Consider the following 20479-nt stretch of genomic DNA (forward strand, 5'->3'; position numbering starts at 1 on the left):
CATTCTTGGCGGCGTGCAAGTTGCACTGGAAAGCTTGTCGTCTGAAGGTTCGGATCGGAGCGCTATGTCGCCGTCAGAAAAGTCCGGATGCTCTGGAGCGCCGGCTCTGAATGCAGCAAGGGCGGGTGGCCTTGGCCGGGAACTCTAACGATCCTGATATTGGAATGCCTATCAGCCATCGCTGTTAGCATGCCCTCGGAAAGCAATGCCGAATTCTTCCCGCGAACCACCATCAGGGGCAGGCGTGCAAAACTCTCATATTGCGCCCAGAGGTCCGGCACCGGCTTGGTGAAATCGATAGACAACAGCTGCCTGGCAATCGCGGGATCGACATCGGGTACGAGCTGACCATCGACGTCGCGAAAGATTGCCGTCGCCATCTCCGCCCAGTCGCTATCCGAAAGGGCAGGGAATTCGGCGCTATGCCGCAGCTTCAGCAGCGCGGCCGCCTCTTCCATATCGCTCGGAAGCCGTGCGGCGTTGAGATCGTCGCGGATCTTCATCAATCCTCCAGCCTCGATAATCGGACCGATATCATTAAGGACCACTGCGGCAATCAGATCGGGGTTCATTCCCGCAAGCAGGTGCAGGATCAGCCCGCCGCGCGATGTGCCGATGAAGGCGGCGCGGCCGATGTTCAGATAGGCGCAGGCTTCGATGACATCACGGGCTTCGACGGCGAGGTTGTAGTTGGCCTTGTTCTCGTCCCAGTCGGAGAGGCCGCGCCCTCGGTAGTCGAGAGCAATCACCCGTCGTGGAGCAACCGGATCCCGCGACAGGACCAGCGCCAGCGCGTGGAAGTCGCGCGAATTCCGCGTGAGCCCAGGAAGACAGATCACCGGCAGCGTGTCTTCGGTTGCCTCAGCGGGTGGATCATAGTCCCGCAGATGCAGCGTCAGGCCATCGCTGGATATGAAAGTCCGGTCCTTAAAGGCTTGGCTGTCGGTATCGTCCATCGTCTCTCCCCGCTTTGACGAGAGACTAGCCTGCGCTGCACCAGCAGGCAAACGGCGCTTTAGGACGCGTTGCGTCCGCCGATCAGGTCCTGCTGGATGCTGGCCGGCTGGCCGAGGCGGGCCTTGTAGACCTCGTAATTCTCCATCACCCGCTGCACATAGTTACGCGTTTCGGGGAAGGGGATGCGCTCGATCCAGTCGACGACGGCATCGATCGATTTGCCGCGCGGATCGCCGTAGCGGCCGATCCATTCAGGAACGCGCTTCGGCCCCGCATTGTAGGCGATGAAGGTCATGATGTAGGAGCCGCCGAAGGCGTCGATCTGCTCGCCGAGATAATGCGCGCCGAGCGTCGCGTTGTAGCCGGCATCCGCAGTCAGCTTGTCCTTGGAATAGGCGATGTTGTGGCGCTTGGCGACGGCCTTGGCCGTTCCGGGCAGGATCTGCAGCAGGCCGCGCGCATCGGCGATGGAGACAGCCGTCGGATTGAAGGCGCTCTCCTGGCGGGCGATTGCATAAGCGAGCGCCTTGCCGGAGCCCGAGATGTTGGCGGTGCCGGGAATGACGCCGATCGGGAAAGCCAGCGCCGCGACATCGACGCCGCGCGCATAGGCGCTCTTGCCGATCTGCAGCGACAAATGATGGTCGCCAGAGCGCTCGGCCTGCGCGGAGAGGATCGCGAGTTCGCCGGGGCTCTGCATCTGTTCGCCGAGCGCCAGATAAAGCGCATTCGCCCGCCAGCCATGGCCGGCTGCGTCGAGGCGGGCGATAGCCTGCACAGCCTCGCGCGCCTGATAGCGCTGACGGTCCGCCGGGCTGGGCGAGGGGTAGCTGACATTGATCGTCTTGCGGCCGAGCTTCTCGCCGGCAAGCTGGCCGTAGAAGGTGGTCGGATAGCCCGCGGCCTTGGCGTAGAACTCTGCGGCCTTGCCGGCGCCGCCGGCTTCTGCCGAGCGTCCCATCCAGTAATAGGCGCGCGACACGGAAATCGGACCGTTGGAGAAATCCAGAATCTTGCGGAAATGGGTCTGGGCCGTTGTCGGGTCCTGCAGCCCGCGCAGCGCGTACCAGCCGGCATGAAACTCTGCCTCGACGATATCGGTCGGCGTCGTCGCCGCGTATTTCGAAACGATGCCATAGGCGAGCTTGAACTGTCCCTGATCGACCAGCCCACGGCTGACGATGCGCTGCTCGTTCCACCATTCGCCGGCATTGACGAGCTCGTCGCGGTCGCGCGGCATCTGGTGCAGAAGCTTGGCGGCCTCCGGATACTTCTCCTGCTTGCGCAGATATTCGATGCGCGCGAAGAGATAGCCCGGATCGCCGTTCCATTTTCCATCGACGCCGGCAAGAAGCGCGCCCGCGTTCGGCGCCTTGTTGGCGACGGCTTCCCATGCCTTGTAGAGCGATTGCGCCTGCCCGAGATCGCCGAAGCGCTTGGCCTGCGCCGTGCGATTGCGATACATCAAGTATTCCATGCGCGCCTTGTGATCGGCAACCGTCAGCAAGCCTGCGAACTCGGCCAGGATCTTGTCTTCCGTGGCTTTGTCCAGCGTCTCGCCGCGCCAGACCTTGCGCATATATTTCGCCGCCTGCTGCTGCTTGCCGGTGGCGACCAGCGCGCGCGACAGGATCATCGCGCCTGACGTCGTTTCCGGAGCGGTTTCGCCGAAGGCCGCGAGAACCGCTGAAGGCGAGGGGTTTTCGCCATAGAGCGCACGTTCGGAGTATATCCTGAGCTTTGCCAGCCCGGGCCAGCCCTTCAATTCCTGGGCAGCGGTGGCGATCTCGACTGAGGGTACGCCCTTCTGTCCCGAGACAGCGATCGCCCAGGTCAGGATGTGACGGTCGAGCGTGCCCTGCGCCATGCCGTCGCGGATCGAAATCGCCTGCATCGGGTCCTTCGCGGATAGCGCGTCGAGGCCGGTCTTCAGGTCGCTGTTGACGGGGGCGATTGCCTGGCTTCGCGGGATCGCGCCCGTTGTCATCGATTCCGGCAGCGAGGTCTGCGGCATGTAGCCGATCGGCCGGACGTCGGGAACGGGCGCGTCCTGGCCTGGGAGCTGCGCGGCAAATGCGCCCCATGCGGCGGCCGTCAGGCCGAGCGCGGACAGGATCAGGACAGCTCTCTTCATCAGGGATACTCGCAATGGAAACGCGTCCATACATTTGCTGGGACGCATATTAACGAAACCTTACCGAAGCCCTTCAATTTCATTCACATTTGCGATCGGAATTTGTTGCAACGAAGCTCTGTACGCTTGTCGGACCCTTTTTGGCGCACTATGGTGCGCTCCTTCGTATTCAAGGAATGCGGCCGAAGCATGGATTGCGGTCGTAAGGAGTTCTGCATGTTCCAGGGATCCATTCCCGCACTCGTCACGCCTTTCACCGATGCTGGCCTTGTCGATGAAGCGGCCTTCGCCTCCCATGTCGACTGGCAGATCAAGGAAGGCAGCAGCGGTCTCGTTCCAGTCGGAACGACCGGCGAATCGCCGACCCTGTCGCATGCCGAACACAAACGCGTGGTCGAACTCTGTATCGAGGCCGCCGCCAAGCGCGTTCCCGTCATGGCTGGCGCCGGCTCCAACAACACCCGCGAAGCCGTCGAACTTGCGCAGCACGCCGAAAAGGCCGGTGCCGATGCGGTTCTCGTCGTCACGCCCTATTACAACAAGCCGACACAGAAGGGCCTCTACGCCCATTTCGCGGCGATCGCCGAAGCCATCAAGCTGCCGATCTACATCTACAATATTCCGGGCCGCTCGGTCATCGACATGACGCCGGAAACCATGGGCGCGCTTGCGAAGGCATACGGCAATATCGTCGGCGTCAAGGATGCCACCGGCAAGATCGAGCGCGTTTCCGAACAGCGCATCACCTGCGGCAAGGATTTCCGTCAGCTCTCCGGCGAAGACGCAACCGCGCTCGGCTTCAACGCCCATGGCGGCGTCGGCTGCATTTCGGTCACGGCCAATGTCGCTCCGCGCCTCTGTGCCGAGTTCCAGGCCGCGACCCTAGCTGGCGATTTCACGAAGGCGCTCGAATATCAGGACCGCCTGATGCCGCTGCACAAGGCGATCTTCCTGGAGCCGGGCCTCTGTGGCGCCAAGTACGGCCTGTCGAAGATTCGCGGCATGAACCGCACCGTACGCTCGCCGCTCGTCTCCTCGCTGGAGGCAAGCACGGAAGCGGCACTCGATGCGGCGCTGCGCCACGCCGGCCTTCTGAACTGATAGGCTGCTGAACTGATAAAACGCGCGGCCTTCACAAAGATGGGCCGCGCCTCTACATAAAGCCGAGAAGTGCGGGCGCGGATATCGCGCCCCCGAGCAATTGGAATTTGTCATGGCCCCCAAAGGCAGCCAGCGCGTCGTCAAGAAGATCGTCGCCGAAAACCGCAAGGCGCGCTACAACTACGAGATCGTCGATACCTACGAGGCTGGCTTGGTGCTGATGGGCACCGAGGTCAAATCGCTGCGCGAGGGCAAGGCCAATATCGCCGAATCCTACGCATCGGACGAGGGTGGCGAGATCTGGCTGATCAATTCCTATCTGCCGGAATATTTGCAGGCCAACCGCTTCAACCACGAGCCGCGCCGCCGCCGCAAGCTGTTGCTGTCGGGCCGCGAGATCAACCGTCTGCGCGCCGGCATCAATCGCGAAGGCATGACGCTCATCCCGTTGAAGATCTATTTCAACGATCGCGGCCGCGCGAAGATGGAGCTGGCGCTCGCCAAGGGCAAGAAGCTGCACGACAAGCGCGAGTCTGAAAAAGAGCGCGATTGGAACCGGCAGAAGAGCCGGCTTCTCAAGGACAATGGCTGATCAAATAGCCGCCTGAATCAAAACCGCGGCAATTGCCGCGATTTTCTTTTTGAGCATTGTTTGCTCGCCTCAGCTTTCGAAGTCGCTGGATGCCGCAGGCTCGACCGGACGGGCAGGGCGCTCGGACGGATCGCGGCCGATTTCGCTCTTCAGGGACAAGAGGTCGATGAAGTGATCCGCCTGACGGCGCAGATCGTCGGCGATCATCGGCGGCTGGGTCGCCATCGTCGAGATGATCGAGACCTTCCGGCCCTTGCGCTGCAGCGCCTCGACCAGCGTCGTGAAATCACCGTCGCCGGAGAAAATCACCAGATGATCGACGGTTTCGGATTGCTCCATGGCATCGATTGCGAGCTCGATATCCATGTTGCCCTTGATCTTGCGGCGGCCCATGGAGTCGGTGAATTCCTTGGCCGGCTTGGTCACGACCTTGTAGCCGTTGTAATCCAGCCAGTCGATCAGCGGGCGGATCGAGGAGTATTCCTGGTCCTCGATCAGGGCCGTGTAATAATAGGCGCGCAGCAGATAACCGCGCTTCTGGAAGGCTTTCAGAAGTTTTCTGTAGTCGATATCAAAGCCCAGACTCTTGGACGCCGCGTAGAGATTGGCGCCATCAATGAAAAGTGCAATTTTTTCTCGCGGGTCGAACATCGCGTACCAATCCACTTTGAGTAATCTAATATGCGGCTGCAGATAACCCACGAAAACAATGGGTTATCTGAAAAATTCAGAACAATTCTTACTTTATGAACTATTCATATAAGTCAGATTTAGGGCAGGATTCGGCATATTCCAAGCAACTTTTAGTGGAAACCTCTAAAATTAGAAAGTTCCCACAGGCTCGAACGGCTCCTTCACTAAAAACTTGAATTCGCCTGCTTTTAATTGTATCGCCGTGCTAATCCCGAGATCCCGACCGTAAAGGACAGGCAATGGCCCGTGTCACAGTAGAAGATTGCATTGACAAAGTTGAGAACCGCTTCGAGCTGGTTCTGCTTGCCAGCCACCGTGCCCGGCTGATTTCCCAGGGCGCCTCGATCACCATCGATCGCGACAACGACAAGAACCCGGTCGTCGCCCTTCGTGAGATCGCCGATGAGATGCTGTCTCCCGACGACCTGAAGGAAGACCTGATCCATTCGCTGCAGAAGCACGTCGAAGTCGACGAGCCCGAGCCCGATCCGGCAAGCCTCATCACCACCGCGGCTGCTGCCGATGGCGAAGAGCAGGAAGACGCTCCGGAGACGATCACCTTCGACCAGATGTCGGAAGAAGAGCTTCTGGCCGGTATCGAAGGCCTCGTGCCGCCGGAAAAGAGCGACGATTACTAATCGTCAATCTTGCGCCATTATTGCTTCGGCATATGATTGAGTATCACGTGCGCCAATCTGTGATTGGCGCGCTTTTCTTTTGTGATGGAGTGGTTTCGGCATGATGCGGCAGTACGAGCTCGTGGAGCGGGTTCAGAAATACAAGCCCGACGCCAACGAAGCCCTGCTCAACAAAGCCTATGTCTATGCCATGCAGAAGCATGGGCAGCAGAAGCGGGCAAGCGGCGATCCCTATATCTCGCACCCGCTCGAAGTCGCCGCCATCCTCACGGACATGCATCTCGACGAGTCGACGATTGCGGTCGCCCTGCTGCATGACACGATCGAGGACACGACCGCGACCCGCGCCGAGATCGATGAGCTCTTCGGCGAAGACATCGGCCGCCTGGTCGAGGGCCTGACGAAGATCAAGAAACTCGATCTCGTCACCAAGAAAGCCAAGCAGGCCGAAAACCTGCGCAAGCTGCTGCTGGCGATCTCCGACGATGTGCGCGTGCTGCTGGTCAAGCTGGCCGACCGCCTGCACAACATGCGCACCCTCGACCATATGTCACCGGAAAAGCGCGCCCGCATTTCCGAAGAGACGATGGATATCTACGCACCGCTCGCCGGCCGCATGGGTATGCAGGATATGCGCGAGGAGCTGGAGGACCTGTCCTTCCGCCACATCAACCCCGAGGCCTACGACACGGTCACCAAGCGGCTCGAGGAGCTGTCGCGGCGCAACGAAGGCCTGGTCAAGAAGATCGAGACCGAGCTGCGCGACCTGCTTGTCGCCAACGGGCTGACCAATGCCTACGTCAAGGGCCGCCAGAAGAAGCCTTACTCCGTTTTCCGCAAGATGCAGTCGAAGTCGCTCTCCTTCGAGCAGCTGTCGGATGTCTATGGCTTCCGCATCATCGTCGACGATATTCCGTCCTGCTACCGTGGTCTTGGCATCGTCCACACCCGCTGGCGCGTCGTCCCCGGCCGTTTCAAGGACTACATCTCGACGCCGAAGCAGAACGATTACCGTTCGCTGCACACCACCATCGTCGGCCCGTCGAGCCAGCGCATCGAGCTGCAGATCCGCACCAAGCGCATGCACGAGATCGCCGAGTTCGGTATCGCCGCTCATACGCTCTACAAGGACGGCGCCAGCAATGCTGATGGCGACATCCTCTCTCGCGAATCCAACGCCTATTCCTGGCTCCGCCATACGATCGAAGCGCTGGCCGAAGGCGACAGCCCGGAAGAGTTTCTGGAGCATACCAAGCTCGAGCTGTTCCAGGACCAGGTCTTCTGTTTCACGCCGAAGGGCAAGCTGATTGCGCTTCCGCGCGGCGCCACCCCGATCGACTTCGCCTACGCCGTTCACACCAACATCGGCGACACCACGGTTGGCGCCAAGATCAACGGCCGCATCATGCCGCTCGTCACCCGCCTTGCGAATGGCGACGAGGTCGAGATCATCCGCTCCGGCGTACAGGTGCCGCCGGCGGCCTGGGAAGAGATCGTCGTCACCGGCAAGGCGCGCGCCGCCATCCGCCGCGCCACCCGCATGGCCATCCGCAAGCAATATGCCGGCCTCGGCCACCGCATTCTCGAGCGCACCTTCGATCGCGCCGGCAAGGTCTTCTCCCGCGAAGCGATGAAGCCGGCGCTGCACCGTCTCGGCCAGAAGGATGTCGAGGACGCGATTGCCTCCGTCGGCCGCGGCGAGATGTCGTCGCTGGACGTGCTGCGCGCCGTCTATCCCGATCACCAGGAAGAGCGCATCACCTCGAAGCCCTCGGGCGACGATGGCTGGTTCAATGTTCGCAGCGCCACCGGCATGATCTTCAAGATCCCCGATAAGGGCAAGGCCGGCGAGCATGCGCCGAACGGCCTTGAGGCGCTCGGCGATGCCGAAGCCGTGCCGATCCGTGGCATCTCAAGCAATATCGATGTGCAGTTCGCCCCGACCGGCGCGGTACCCGGCGATCGCATCGTCGGCATCACCAACACGACCGAAAACGCCAAGGGCATCACGATCTACCCGATCCAGTCGCCCGTGCTGCAGCGGTTCGACGAGCAGCCCGATCGCTGGATTGACGTGCGCTGGGATCTGGATGAGGCCAACAAGTCGCGCTTCATGGCCCGCATCCTGGTCAATGCATTGAACGAGCCCGGTACGCTCGCAAAGCTTGCCCGCACCGTCGCCGATGTCGACGTCAACATCCGCGTCTTCAACACGGTTCGCGTCGCCACCGACTTCACGGAGATGGCGCTCGATGTGGAAGTTTGGGATCTTCGCCAGTTGAATCAATTGCTTGCGCAGCTGAATGAGCTGGATTGCGTTGCGACCGTGCGCCGGCTTTACGAGTAAAGCGGGCGCATCTGCACCCGGTTTGCACAATATGTGATCGTTTTATGGTCAAATTGTCGCAGATGAGGGGCTAGGTATGCGTTTAGTGCATGGCTGACTGAGTATTAGAGCGTTGGTAAAAAGGCGCGGCCCCGCCTATCTTCTGGTCATCAACAAGTGACCGAAAGAAGAGGCATCCAAATGTTTACACCGATCAAGAAGTTCGCTCGTGCCCTGCGCGCTCCGAGCGCTGAAGAACGCGAAACCGCATACCTGAACGGCTCGTTCGACCGTATCGATCTCGAATATCGCCAGCGTCAGGTTGACCGTGGTCTGTTCCGTAGCCGTTAATCGGTTACCGGATTTGCAAGTGGGAAGGGGCGTTTGAGTTACGCCCCGGTAGATACTCAGTCGGCGCACATCAAATAGCGACTGAGGAGGTCTGGCGCTCTTGTCAGGCCTGTGCGGCATGCACTACATACGCGCCATGTTATTTCGTCGTCGGAAACCCGCTGGATTTCGTGAAAAGCTGCGTGAGCTGCTTTGGCCACGAAAGGGATTCTTGAGGCCTCCGCGCTATCTCGTGATGCGCGTGCTTCGCCTGAGGGCATCGCCACATGCAGTGGCTGTTGGCGTCGCGGCCGGGATCTTCGTGTCCTGGACCCCGTTCATCGGCGTCCATTTCATCATGGCCTTCGTCATCACCTATCTGTTGTCAGGCAATATGGTCGCCGCCGCTCTCGGCTGCGCGGCCTTCGGCAACCCGCTGACCTATCCTTTCATCTGGGGGACGACCTGGGAAATCGGGCATCTGCTCCTGAGCCGCAAGGATACGATGCAGGGCAATGCGGTCGATCTTCCCGCACTCTTCCACGAACTGCACTTCAGCGAGCTTTGGCGCCCGGTGCTGGAGCCGATGCTGATCGGTTCGCTGCCGCCGGCAGCCGTCACCGCCGTGGCCATCTATTTCGCGACATTCTACACGGTGAGGGGCTTCCAGGGGCGCCGCCGCGCCCGCCTGCTGGAGCGTGCGCGCCTGCGCGTCGCTGAGCCCGTTTCGCTTGAGGAAACAGTATGATCATCGGTATCGGCAGCGACCTCATCGATATCAGGCGCGTGGAGAAGTCGCTGGAGCGATTTGGCGAGCGCTTCACCAATCGCTGCTTCACCGAGATCGAACAGCAGAAATCCGACCGCCGCGCCAACCGCGCCGCCTCCTATGCCAAGCGCTTCGCTGCCAAGGAGGCATGCTCCAAGGCTCTGGGCACGGGCATCGCCCAGGGTGTCTTCTGGAAGGACATGGGCGTCGTCAATCTCCCGAGCGGCAAGCCGACGATGAAGCTGACAGGCGGCGCCGGCGAGATTCTACAGAAGATGTTGCCCTCAGGGCACCGCGCCGCCATCCATTTGACAATTACAGATGATTATCCATTGGCCCAGGCCTTCGTCATCATCGAGGCCCTGCCGCTGAGCGACTGACTGCAGAGCAACAGACTGTTACATGTCCCGCTTTTAATGTTGGCGGCATTGCCGCAATCAGCCGAAGCCGCTACACAGAACCGATTAAAGACTTGCGCCGTTTTGGCGCTCTGAAGGAATAGAACTGCGTGTCCGAAAAAGTTCAAGCCAAGCCGAACGCCCTCTGGGAGAACATCAAGGTCATCGTCCAGGCACTCGTCTTGGCGATGGTCATCCGCACGGTCCTGTTCCAGCCATTCACCATTCCCTCGGGCTCGATGATGCCGACGCTTCTCGTCGGCGACTATATCTTCGTCAACAAGTTCGCTTACGGCTATTCGAAATACTCGCTGCCGTTCTCGCCGAACCTGTTCAGCGGCCGCATCTTCGCAAGCGAGCCGAAGCGCGGCGACGTCGTCGTCTTCCGCTTCCCGCCGAATCCTGAGGTCGATTACATCAAGCGCCTCGTCGGTCTCCCCGGCGACCATATCCAGGTCACCGATGGCGTGCTCTACGTGAACGGCAAGGCTGTTCCGAAGGTGCCGGATGGTACGTTCAACTCCGATTACGCGCAGGATCCGGGCCAGGACGTTCCGGTGTTCCGCGAAACGCTCGATAACGGCGTGACCTACGACACGCTCGACCAATCTCCGGTATCGCGCGGCGACAACACCCGCGAGTTCATCGTTCCCGAAGGTCACTACTTCATGATGGGCGACAACCGCGACAACTCGCTCGACAGCCGCTTCGACGTCGGTTTCGTGCCGGCCGAAAATCTGGTTGGCCGCGCCAGCGTCATCTTCTTCTCGCTCGGCAACGACACCTCCTTCCGCGAAATCTGGAAGTGGCCTTCCAACATGCGTTGGGATCGACTGTTCAAGGGCGTTGAATGACCAAGTCGCCGACGCTTTCGGCGGCTGACCGAACAAAGCTCGAGGCGCTGATCGGCCATGTCTTCGCCGAGAAGGAGCGCCTCGATCGTGCACTGACGCATGCGAGCGCCCGCACCCAGAAGGGCGCGAACTATGAGCGGCTTGAGTTTCTTGGCGACCGGGTCCTTGGCCTGTGTGTCGCCGAGATGCTTTTCAGAACCTTTGGCACCGCCACGGAAGGCGAACTCTCTGTCCGCCTGAACCAGCTGGTCAGCGCCGATACCTGCGCTGAAGTCGCCGACGAGCTTGGCCTGCATCTCTACATCCGCACCGGTGCCGACGTGAAGAAGCTCACCGGCAAGCGCATGATGAATGTTCGCGCCGACGTCGTCGAAAGCCTGATCGCCGCGATCTATCTCGATGCCGGCCTGGAGGTCGCCCGCCACTTCATCTTGAAGTATTGGGAAAAGCGGGCGGTGCGCGCCGATGGCGCGAGGCGCGACGCCAAGACGGAATTGCAGGAATGGTCGCATGCCAAATTCGGCGTGACGCCAAACTACCGGGTTGAAGAACGCACCGGACCGGATCATGATCCGCGCTTCACGGTGACGGTCGAAGTCGCCGGCGTGAAGCCGGAAACGGGCGTCGAGCGCTCCAAGCGTGCCGCCGAGCAGGTGGCCGCGACGAAGATGCTCGAACGCGAAGGCATTTGGCAGAAATCGTCTGCCGGAAATTGACGGGAACAATGACCGAAGAACACGACATCGCGGATAGCGCCGCTGAACCCGCTGGCCCGACGCATTCCGGCTTCGTCGCCCTGATCGGGCCGACCAATGCCGGCAAGTCGACCTTGCTGAACCGCCTGGTTGGCGCCAAGGTCTCGATCGTCAGCCACAAGGTGCAGACGACGCGCGCGGTCATCCGCGGCATCGCAACCCACGACAACGCCCAGATCGTCTTCATGGACACGCCTGGCATCTTCAAGCCGCGTCGTCGGCTCGATCGCGCCATGGTCACCTCCGCCTGGGGCGGCGCCAAGGATGCCGATATCATCATGCTCCTGATCGACAGCGAGCGTGGCCTGCGCGGCGACGCCGAGAAGATCCTCGAGAGCCTGAAGGACGTGCCCCAGCGCAAGATCCTCGCTCTCAACAAGATCGACCGTGTCAAGCGCGAGGATCTGCTGGCGCTGGCCTCGGCAGCCAACGAATACGTCGCTTTCGACCAGACCTTCATGATCTCGGCCGAAAACGGTTCGGGCTGTGATGACGTCATGGACTACCTTTCCAAGACGCTTCCCGAGGGTCCTTGGTATTATCCGGAAGACCAGATTTCCGATCTGCCGATGCGCCAGCTGGCGGCCGAAATCACCCGCGAGAAGCTGTTTCTGCGCCTGCATCAGGAGCTTCCCTACGCCTCGCATGTCGAGACGGAAAAGTGGGAAGAGCGCAAGGACGGCTCCGTTCGCATCGAGCAGGTGATCTACGTCGAGCGCGACAGCCAGAAGAAGATCGCTCTCGGCAAGAATGGCGAAGCAATCAAGGCGATCTCGACCGCATCGCGCAAGGAACTGTCTGAGATCCTTGAGCAGACCGTACACCTCTTCCTCTTCGTGAAGGTGCGCGAGAACTGGGGCGACGATCCCGAACGCTTCCGCGAAATGGGCCTGGAGTTCCCGCGCCAGTAAGCTGCCCCGGTTATGGCGCAAGTCCCTCGTTTCCTTGAAAAAATCTGGATAACGAAGGAACAAAGCTGCAAGTGATGAGTTCTTTAAAAGCGGCGTCTCGATTTCGGGGCGCCGCTTTTTCTGGATTATGGGGAGCGCATGGCGACATCACGGCCGACGCATTCGTTCAAGACACCCTGCGAACAGTGTCCCTTGCGGCCGCTGCCGCATTTCCGCGAGTTCACCGGCGACGAGCTGGGCTTCATTTCAAAGTTCAAGAAGGGTGAACTGGCGGCCGATGCAGGCGCCACGATCCTCGTTGAAGGCGCTCATAGCGCGCACCTGTTCACCGTGCTGACCGGCTGGGGCTTCCGCTACAAGACGCTCGAAGACGGCAGGCGACAGATCCTGAACTACATCATGCCCGGCGATCTGATCGGCCTGCAAGGCACCATCATGGGTGAGATGCAGCACTCGATCGAGGCGCTGTCGCCGGTCTCGCTCTGCGTCTTCGAGCGTGACAAGCTGATGACGCTCTACAACAAGCATCCGTCGCTCGCCTTCGACATCACCTGGATGGCGGCGCAAGAGGAGCGGATCCTCGACGAACACCTCCTGAGCATCGGTCGCCGCACGGCGCTGGAGCGCGCCGCCTACCTGATCGCCTTCCTTTATCAACGCGGCAAGCAGCTCAATCTCTTCAACGGCCACAGCGCCATTCCAATCACCCAGCAGCACATCGCCGACACACTCGGCCTCTCCATCGTGCACACCAACAAGACCTTGAAAAAGCTCGCGTCGCGCAATCTGATCCGCTGGCAGGAGCGCGCCTGCGAGGTGCTGGATGGCGAAACGCTCGCCAAAATTGCTGCCTGGGATGGGCTCGACGAGAGGGTGCGCCCCTTCCTCTAAGCGGTTCTATCTATGTCTTTTTTAAATGCAAATTCCAGGGCCGGACCCTAATGTCCAGCACGAGCCATTCTTGTGTCGAGATTCGCTAATATCGACCGGGACTGAAAAAGCGGCTATGCAAGCATAGGCGGCGTGAAATTCTCGGCTGAGGCCGTGGGTTGTCAGGGGTAGAAATGCGATTTTGGGATACATGGTGCGTCGAGAGCGGCGCCCGGAAGAGGGCTTTCTGATCATGGTCGCGAGACGTGTTCTGGTTCTCGAGGATAGCTTGATTATCGCGATGGAGGCGGAAGACATTCTGCGTGCCGTCGGTGTCGAGACCATCGATATTTGCAATAGCGTCGAGCAGGCCAATGAGGCGATCCAGGCCGACAGATATGATTTCGCCCTGCTTGACGTCAATCTCGGCGAGGTCATGAGCTTCGATTTCGCCCGGCGGCTGGTCGCCGCCGAAATCCCCTTCGGCTTCGTCAGCGGCTACTCCGACACGCTGGATTTTCCCGAAGACCTGCAAAACAGGCCGCTCCTCGTCAAGCCGTTCGACGAAGACGCAATGCGGGATTTCTTGCGCCGGCTTTTCCCCTCCGAGGCCTGAGGCTTTCATGACAGGGCTTGCGCCATGCGTTAGGATAGCGCGTGGTGTGAAGGTCGATTTCTAATGCAGTGGCAAGGTCGTGCAATCATTCTTGGCGTTCGGCGCCATGGCGAGACAAGCGTCATCACCGAGGTGATGACGCCGGATCGCGGTCGTCACTTAGGGATGGTGCGATCCGGGCGTTCGCGCGCCATGCAGCCGGTGCTGCAGCCCGGCAACGAGGTCGAGGTCACCTGGCGCGCGCGTCTCGATGAGCATATGGGCGAATTCAAGATCGAGCCGCTCACGCTGCGTGCCGCCCGGCTGATGGAAACGGCGACCGCGGTTTACGGCGTGCAGGCCATGGGCGCCTTGCTCCGGCTTCTGCCGGAGCGCGATCCACATCCGCATCTCTTCGAGGCGCTGGAAGTCATTCTCGACAATCTCGATAACCCGGCCGATGCGGGCGAATTGTTCGTTCGCTTCGAACTCGCCGTGCTCAACGATCTCGGTTTTGGGCTGGATCTCAACGAATGCGCCGCAACCGGCACCCGCGCCGATCTTGCCTATGTCTCGCCGAAATCGGGTCGCGCGGTCAGCCGCACAGCCGGCGCACCCTGGGCCGACAGGATGTTTGCCTTGCCGGCGTTTCTATCCGTGGAAAAGCGGCAGGCCGCCGATTTCGACAGCCTGTCCGAGGCATTTCGCCTGACGGCTTTCTTTCTGCACCGCCACGTCTACGAGCCGCGCGGACTGGAACCGTCCACAGCCCGCGAGGGCTTCGTGCAGGCCGCGCTAAAGGCGCTGAAGCTCGCTGCTGCCTAGTCTACCCTTAGGCGCGCTTGCGCACCTTGAACGCCCATCCATCCGGGCGTTCGTCGAGCACCTTCACCGTATCGCCGATCGAAATCGCACCCGCCGCGCGTGGCGTGACGTTCCAGCCGAACAGCGGCCCGGGGACACGACGGTCTGCCGACATGCGGATGCGTCCCATGGCCGGCATCGGGTTCGCAACCTCGCGCGAACCTGTCTGCTGGTCCTGCGTGGTCATGATGCACCGCGCGCACGGCTTCACCAGATCGAAACGGATGCCGCCGATCTCGATGGCCGCCCAGCGATCCTCCGGCCAGGCTTCGTCCGTGTCGATGACGATGTTCGGCCGGAACCGCTCCATGCCGACGCTGCCTTCTCCATGAGCCCCGATATCGGCGTTGAGCGCCTTCAGCGACCCGGTCGTGGTCACCAGGATCTGGTAGCCGTCTGCGAAAGTCACCGGCGTGTCGTCGCCCGCCCATTCCGGGCTCGCGATGCGATTGGCGTCGTCGTCGAAGAACACGAATTTCAGGTCCCGGCCGAACCAGCGCGAGAGCACTTGGTTGGAGTGGTCGTCGGCGATCGCGGCATTGACGATCGACTTCCAGATCGAGACATCGATGCGCTTGTTGCCATCGGGCAGGGGGACGAACAGGGTCTCCCCGTTCATGCCGAGATGAAAGCCGTTGGCTTCCTGCCGAACGTCGAGCCGCGCCAGATCCGTCATTTCGCGCTGGGTAATGAAGCTCCCATCCGGATTGATCAGCATCGCGCGCCGGTCGCCGGGCAGGCCGAAGGCATTGATCTCGGTGCTTTGAAGCGCGATGCCACGGGCGCTTTTGAGCGGATAGATGAAGAGATCGCTGACGCGCATGTAAGTCCTCCTAGATTTCGTCCATGAAGGCGTCGAGAAAATCCCGCAGCCTCTTGTCGCGCTCCGCCGCAAGCGCCCGGCCAGCGGCCGTCTTGAACCCATCGGCCAGCTTGAACAGTTTCGTCTGGAAATGGTCGATGACATAACGCCGGTCGTCAAGCGGTCGATCGTTTCCAGCCGGGTCGAGCGGGTCGTAAAGCGACGACGCCATGCGCCCGCCGATATAAAAGCAGCGGCCCGCGCCGACCATGCCGATTGCATCCAGCCGGTCTGCATCCTGCAAGATCTTCGCTTCCAGCGTCTCGGGCGCGATGTTGGCCGAGAAGCTGTGCGTCAGGATCGCATGGGCGACGGCGGCGATATCGTCCTTCGACCATCCAAGCCCGGCCAGCACCCCAGAGGCTTTGTCCGCCGCAAGCGCGGATGCCTGGGCTCTGAGCGGCGAGCTCTTCTCGACGGCCACGCAATCATGCAGCAAGACCGCGGCGGCAAGAATGCGGCCATCTCCGCTTTCGCTCGCCTGGATGCGCATGGCGTTCTTGAAGACGCGCAAGATATGCGCGAGATCATGCGAACCATCGTCGCCTTCGTGCGAATGCGGGATAAGCGCTTCAGCGAGCGTTTCGTAGGGACGGAAGGCCTGAGCCTCTTTCATGTGCGCACCAGGAGTAGACGGAGATCGCCTCTCTTAGAGCGGGCGGTGACGAGTCGCAATGCGGCGTCACACGGCCTGGGCTTTGCCACTGCGTTGCGACCCCGCGAGCAACTGCGGCACGTCAAAGGCTGGGCGGGGCGAACTAATATGATAGCCCTGTATCTCGTCGCAGGCTTCCTGCGCCAGCAGGTCGTGCTGCTGCGCCGTCTCCACGCCTTCAACGGTAACCCGCATGCCGAGCGCGTTGCCGAGCAGAATGATGGCGCGCATGATCGCGAAGGCTTCCTTGTTGTCGACGATGTCGTTGACGAAGGATTTGTCGATCTTGATCTTGTCGAAGGGGAAGCTGCTCAGATAGCTGAGCGACGAGTAGCCGGTGCCGAAATCGTCCATGGAGATACGGATGCCGCGCTGGCGAAGCGCATGCAGGATCGGCAGCGCCTCGTCGCGGTTCTCCATAAGAACGCTCTCGGTGATCTCGATTTCCAGACGCTCGGGCGCAAGCTCGGATGCTGCAAGCGCGGCCGAGACATCCTCCTCCAGATCACTGGAGATAAACTGGATCGCCGAGACGTTGACAGCGACCTTGATATCGGCGGGCCAGGTGGCAGCGTCCGTGCAAGCGCGCTTGAGCACCCATCGTCCGATGTCGACGATAAGCCCAACTTCTTCGGCCAACGGAATGAACTCCATCGGCGCGATCCGGCCACGGGTCGGGTGGCTCCAGCGGAGCAGTGCTTCGAAACCGCAGATACGACGTTCGGCCATGTCATAGAGCGGTTGATAGTGAAGCTCGAATTCCTCGTTGTGAACGGCCCTGCGCAGATCCGCCTCAAGGGCGTGTCGCGCTTCAAGCTGCGCTTCCATCTCCGAGCTGAAAAAGCGCTCGCCGCGTCTGCCGCCGCTCTTTGCGTGCGAAAGCGCCACGCCGGCATGTTTCAGAAGCAGTTCGGTCTCCGTGCCGTCCTTGGGGCAGACGGCTATGCCCATGGAAACGCTGAGTTCGACCGCCTTTTCTCCGCGGAAGAAAGGTTCGGAGAGCTCGCGCCTGATCTGATCGGCAAGCGCCATGACATTCCACGGCTGCTCTCGCCCGCATTGCAGAATGGCGAACTCATCGGATCCCAGGCGCGCGAGAATGTTGCTCTTGCCGGCAAGGGCGCGCAAACGATCGGCAACCTGCCGCAGGATCTTGTCGCCCGCCGAAACGCCAAGCGTGTTGTTGACGGACTTGAAGCGGTCGAGGTTGAGGTGGATAAGCGCGATCTGATCGTCCGGCTTGCGCGCACCAAGCGCCGTATCCAGCTGTTCACGGAACCGGATTCGGTTGGGCAGGCCGGTGAGGGGGTCGTGGTGCGCCAGAAACGCAATGCGCTCTGCGGCCTTTCGGTCGTCGGTGATATCCGCATGAATGGAGATGTTGCTGCCGTCGGGAAGCACGGTAACGACGCTCTGAATGATGCGGCCGTCATTCATCTCCCATTCGCGACGGCGGATGCGTCCGCCGTCGGCGCGGCCCTCGCGAGTGGCGGCTCTCACCTCCGGCTTTTCCAGGCCGTCGATCTTGGCAATCAGCGAGCTGATCGATGTTCCCGCTCGCGTGTCGTCCGCCTCCAGCCCGAACAGTTGCTGGAAGCGAATGTTCGATACGATGAGGCGTTGTTCCGAATCGAAAATACACAGGCCGAGCGGCAGGTGATTGAGGACGATCTCAAGAAGGTGACTTTGCTCAGTCAGGCTTCTGTTCGCCTGATTGAGGAGGACTTGCAGCGCCTCGTTTTCTTCAAGGGTCAGGTTGGCTTGGCGCTCGAGGCTGCGGATGCTGCCGGCTTGTTCGCGGTAGGTGTCGATAACGAGTCTCACGAGCCGTTGTCCGTCGGTGGTGCCGTCTTCATTGAGGGACGCGGCACACTGGCGCCTGAACAGCGCTTCAGCTTCCATAGCCGCTGCTCTCCTCTCCGGTGCCTATAAGCATGTTGGAGCGGTGGGTTGATTGTCCGGCGGTTCGGATCCCGTATGGCATGGGCAACATGCGAAGGCATTCCTGAAGCGTTTGAAGCAAAATAAATATGCAATCTAGGATTGTTTTTATGCTCTAAATTTGGCCGGCATAATCTCCTAGTCGCATTAATATTTAGTTGTTTCACAAAAAGATATATGGTTCCCGCTATATTTATCCATGCGTCGCTCAGGTGGAGTGACCAAAGGATCCGGCTACTCTGGCCGCGATCAGAGTGTCAGAATTTGTCAATCATGGTTAATGCGGCATTAACAACTTATTGACCGGCCTCGCAAATCAGTTTATCCACCGGCTTAGTTCTGATTTTTCCCTATTCGTATTGCGTACAAACATCATCGGTAATGCGGTGAACGGAGGTTTGTATGAACCGTATTTCGTCTGCAGTTGATACGTCCTACGCGTATCTCGGCACTCTTTCGAGATTGGATTCCAACAGTGACGGCGTGTTGAGCCGTAGTGAGCGTGCGGCTGATGAGAAGCCGGGGATTCTGTCCGTTGTAAGCCAGTCCCAGAGCACCCAGGAAGCACCCAAGCTGTCGAACGGCGTCCTCGCATTCATGATGGGCGCGCGCCAGTCTGGTGCTTTGAGCTCCACTTATGAAAGCCAGTCAAACTCGGCCAATGTTCTCTATCAGAACACCTATGGCCAGTATGATCTCGACATCGCGTCCTGATCGCTCGCTCATGAATTGATCAAAGAAGAAGCCGGCCGGTTGGTCGGCTTTTTCTTTGCGCTCTATGCTGGAACACCGGCACGCCGCACGCGTTTCTGAAAGAGGGCTCACAGGAGGGAAACAGCATGAAACGGCTTCTATCTCTAGCATTCGCGACCGTCGCGGCCTTGGCGACTGTTGCTGTCGCGCAGGACAAGCAGACCGCGCAGGCCAATTTCGTCGGCGCCGATGGCAAGGATGATGGCCGCGCCACATTGACGGCCGCCGCCGCCGGTGGCGTCTTGATCGAGCTTGAAGTGTCCGGCCTTCCGGCCAACAAGTGGGTCGCCTTCCACGTCCACGAAACCGGCAAGTGCGATGCCGCCAGCCATCACGAATCGGCCGGCAAGCACTTCAACCCTACCAAGGCCGAGCACGGTCTGCTCGCCGCCAAGGGGCCGCATGCCGGCGATATGCCGAACCAGTATGTCGGGCAGGACGGTGTGCTGAGAGCGCAGGTCTTCGATGGGATGGTGACGCTCGACGGCAAGGACAACGGCATTCGCGGCCGCGCCCTGATGATCCATGAAAATTCCGATGACTACCGCAGCCAGCCGGCCGGCGATGCCGGCGCCCGTCTTGCCTGCGCCGTCATCAAGTAGCATTCACTCTGCCATGGCAGAGATAGGGGTGGCCGCCAGCCTGGCGGCCGCCTCTTAAAGAATCGGCAGGCCCTTCTCGTCGAAGCTCGCCTTCACTCGGCCGAGAATCTCTCGGCGCGCATCGTCCCATTCGCCGGTCTTCGCCCAATAGCGCAGCGTCAGCGTGATCTTGTCCGACGTCACCGCGTCGATATAGGTCTTCGGCTGCGGCGACTTCTCGACCCGCGAATCGGCCTTTGCGATATCCGTCAGCACCTTCATCGCCAGATCGACATCGTCGCCGGCGCGCACATTGATGGTGAGATCGTTCTTGCGCGTCTTCTCGCGGCTGTAATTGGTGATCGGCGTATTCCAGAGCGTCGAGTTCGGCGCCAGCAGATAGAGCCCGTCGGCGGTGCGGAACTCGGTCGCGAACAGCCCGATCTCACGGACCGTGCCGGCGACGCTGCCCGTCGCGATATACTCGCCCACCCGGAACGGCCGCAGGATCAAAAGCATGATGCCCGCAGCGATGTTCTGCAGCGTACCCTGCAGTGCCAAACCAATGGCCAAGCCTGCAGCACCAAGAGCCGCGATGATCGAGGCCGTCTGCACGCCGAATTGCCCGAGCACGGTGATGAACACCAGAATCAGCAGCGCGTAATGCAGGACATTGGTGAAGAAACGCGCCAGCGTCTCGTCGATCCCACGCACCCGCGAGATGCCTTCAAACGCCCAGCGGCTGACGAAACTCGCCATCAACCAGCCAAGCACCAGGAGGATCAGCGCGCCGAGGATGGAGAATGAGTATTGGACCGCAAGCGCGCTCGCCTGGCTCAAAGCCGTTCGGGTTGCCACGATTACGTCGGTTGCCTGTTGTTCCATGATCTCGCCAAATAT

General features: G+C 60.5%; 22 protein-coding genes. 15 read left to right on the plus strand and 7 right to left on the minus strand.

Annotated features, from left to right (window positions below; all coding sequences use genetic code 11):
- Positions 1–62: 62 nt before the first annotated feature.
- Positions 63–956: an alpha/beta fold hydrolase gene (locus ACVTFQ_RS04335; protein ID WP_111561069.1), complete on the minus strand. Its 894-nt coding sequence runs from the start codon at positions 954–956 to the stop codon at positions 63–65.
- 59 nt (positions 957–1015) lie between these two features.
- A complete protein-coding gene (locus ACVTFQ_RS04340; protein ID WP_111561070.1) occupies positions 1016–3091 on the minus strand; it encodes a lytic transglycosylase domain-containing protein in 2076 nt (691 codons plus the stop codon).
- A gap of 216 nt (positions 3092–3307) precedes the next feature.
- Between ACVTFQ_RS04340 and dapA the strand changes: the two genes are divergently transcribed.
- Both dapA and smpB read left to right on the plus strand, forming a co-directional pair.
- On the plus strand, positions 3308–4192 hold the full coding sequence (gene dapA / locus ACVTFQ_RS04345; protein WP_111561071.1) for a 4-hydroxy-tetrahydrodipicolinate synthase: 885 nt from the start codon (positions 3308–3310) through the stop codon (positions 4190–4192).
- Between the two features lie 112 nt (positions 4193–4304).
- The gene (gene smpB / locus ACVTFQ_RS04350) at positions 4305–4784 is read left to right on the plus strand and encodes an SsrA-binding protein SmpB (protein ID WP_018898818.1); all 480 of its coding nucleotides are present in this window, start codon (positions 4305–4307) and stop codon (positions 4782–4784) included.
- A gap of 69 nt (positions 4785–4853) precedes the next feature.
- Here smpB and ACVTFQ_RS04355 read toward each other — a convergent pair whose 3' ends face one another.
- A complete protein-coding gene (locus ACVTFQ_RS04355; protein ID WP_018898817.1) occupies positions 4854–5435 on the minus strand; it encodes a LabA-like NYN domain-containing protein in 582 nt (193 codons plus the stop codon).
- Positions 5436–5716: 281 nt separating this feature from the next.
- Between ACVTFQ_RS04355 and rpoZ the strand changes: the two genes are divergently transcribed.
- From rpoZ to recO, 11 genes are all read left to right on the plus strand, one after another.
- Positions 5717–6115 carry a DNA-directed RNA polymerase subunit omega gene (gene rpoZ / locus ACVTFQ_RS04360; RefSeq protein ID WP_018898816.1) on the plus strand — a complete coding sequence of 133 codons (399 nt, stop codon included), beginning with the start codon at positions 5717–5719 and terminating at the stop codon, positions 6113–6115.
- 100 nt (positions 6116–6215) lie between these two features.
- Positions 6216–8462: a RelA/SpoT family protein gene (locus tag ACVTFQ_RS04365; protein WP_111561072.1), complete on the plus strand. Its 2247-nt coding sequence runs from the start codon at positions 6216–6218 to the stop codon at positions 8460–8462.
- A 180-nt stretch (positions 8463–8642) separates the two neighbouring features.
- Positions 8643–8792, plus strand: coding sequence for a DUF3563 family protein (locus tag ACVTFQ_RS04370; RefSeq protein ID WP_018898814.1), 150 nt, complete (start codon positions 8643–8645; stop codon positions 8790–8792).
- A 136-nt stretch (positions 8793–8928) separates the two neighbouring features.
- Complete coding sequence (locus tag ACVTFQ_RS04375) at positions 8929–9519, plus strand: DUF2062 domain-containing protein (protein ID WP_026283062.1); 591 nt, start codon at positions 8929–8931, stop codon at positions 9517–9519.
- Entirely contained in the window at positions 9516–9920 is a 405-nt protein-coding gene (gene acpS, locus ACVTFQ_RS04380; protein ID WP_047513480.1) for a holo-ACP synthase, read from the plus strand. Before ACVTFQ_RS04375 ends, acpS begins: the two co-directional genes overlap by 4 nt.
- A 128-nt stretch (positions 9921–10048) precedes the next feature.
- A complete protein-coding gene (gene lepB / locus ACVTFQ_RS04385) occupies positions 10049–10792 on the plus strand; it encodes a signal peptidase I (RefSeq protein ID WP_047513477.1) in 744 nt (247 codons plus the stop codon).
- Complete coding sequence (gene rnc, locus ACVTFQ_RS04390; protein ID WP_111561073.1) at positions 10789–11508, plus strand: ribonuclease III; 720 nt, start codon at positions 10789–10791, stop codon at positions 11506–11508. Before lepB ends, rnc begins: the two co-directional genes overlap by 4 nt.
- Before the next feature lie 8 nt (positions 11509–11516).
- Positions 11517–12458 carry a GTPase Era gene (gene era, locus ACVTFQ_RS04395; RefSeq protein ID WP_112436856.1) on the plus strand — a complete coding sequence of 314 codons (942 nt, stop codon included), beginning with the start codon at positions 11517–11519 and terminating at the stop codon, positions 12456–12458.
- Positions 12459–12596: 138 nt separating this feature from the next.
- Positions 12597–13349: a Crp/Fnr family transcriptional regulator gene (locus ACVTFQ_RS04400; RefSeq protein WP_047513471.1), complete on the plus strand. Its 753-nt coding sequence runs from the start codon at positions 12597–12599 to the stop codon at positions 13347–13349.
- Between the two features lie 232 nt (positions 13350–13581).
- A complete protein-coding gene (locus tag ACVTFQ_RS04405; protein WP_111561525.1) occupies positions 13582–13944 on the plus strand; it encodes a response regulator in 363 nt (120 codons plus the stop codon).
- A gap of 63 nt (positions 13945–14007) precedes the next feature.
- Positions 14008–14748, plus strand: coding sequence for a DNA repair protein RecO (recO, locus tag ACVTFQ_RS04410; RefSeq protein ID WP_111561075.1), 741 nt, complete (start codon positions 14008–14010; stop codon positions 14746–14748).
- Between the two features lie 7 nt (positions 14749–14755).
- Here recO and ACVTFQ_RS04415 read toward each other — a convergent pair whose 3' ends face one another.
- The 3 genes from ACVTFQ_RS04415 to ACVTFQ_RS04425 all read right to left on the minus strand — a co-directional run bounded on the left by ACVTFQ_RS04415 (position 14756) and on the right by ACVTFQ_RS04425 (position 18206).
- On the minus strand, positions 14756–15610 hold the full coding sequence (locus ACVTFQ_RS04415) for an MOSC domain-containing protein (protein WP_111561076.1): 855 nt from the start codon (positions 15608–15610) through the stop codon (positions 14756–14758).
- A 10-nt stretch (positions 15611–15620) separates the two neighbouring features.
- On the minus strand, positions 15621–16265 hold the full coding sequence (locus ACVTFQ_RS04420; RefSeq protein ID WP_111561077.1) for an HD domain-containing protein: 645 nt from the start codon (positions 16263–16265) through the stop codon (positions 15621–15623).
- Positions 16266–16331: 66 nt separating this feature from the next.
- Positions 16332–18206 (minus strand): putative bifunctional diguanylate cyclase/phosphodiesterase, encoded by a 1875-nt coding sequence (locus tag ACVTFQ_RS04425; RefSeq protein WP_111561078.1) that lies wholly within the window; start codon positions 18204–18206, stop codon positions 16332–16334.
- Positions 18207–18647: 441 nt separating this feature from the next.
- Here ACVTFQ_RS04425 and ACVTFQ_RS04430 point away from each other — a divergent pair, with 441 nt between their 5' ends.
- On the plus strand, positions 18648–18959 hold the full coding sequence (locus ACVTFQ_RS04430) for a hypothetical protein (RefSeq protein ID WP_111561079.1): 312 nt from the start codon (positions 18648–18650) through the stop codon (positions 18957–18959).
- A 125-nt stretch (positions 18960–19084) separates the two neighbouring features.
- Positions 19085–19600: a superoxide dismutase family protein gene (locus ACVTFQ_RS04435; protein WP_111561080.1), complete on the plus strand. Its 516-nt coding sequence runs from the start codon at positions 19085–19087 to the stop codon at positions 19598–19600.
- A gap of 54 nt (positions 19601–19654) precedes the next feature.
- Here the strand turns inward: ACVTFQ_RS04435 and ACVTFQ_RS04440 are convergent, their stop codons facing one another.
- Positions 19655–20464 carry a mechanosensitive ion channel family protein gene (locus tag ACVTFQ_RS04440; protein ID WP_111561081.1) on the minus strand — a complete coding sequence of 270 codons (810 nt, stop codon included), beginning with the start codon at positions 20462–20464 and terminating at the stop codon, positions 19655–19657.
- Positions 20465–20479 lie beyond the last annotated feature (15 nt).

This window comes from Rhizobium sp. O111, assembly GCF_055616315.1.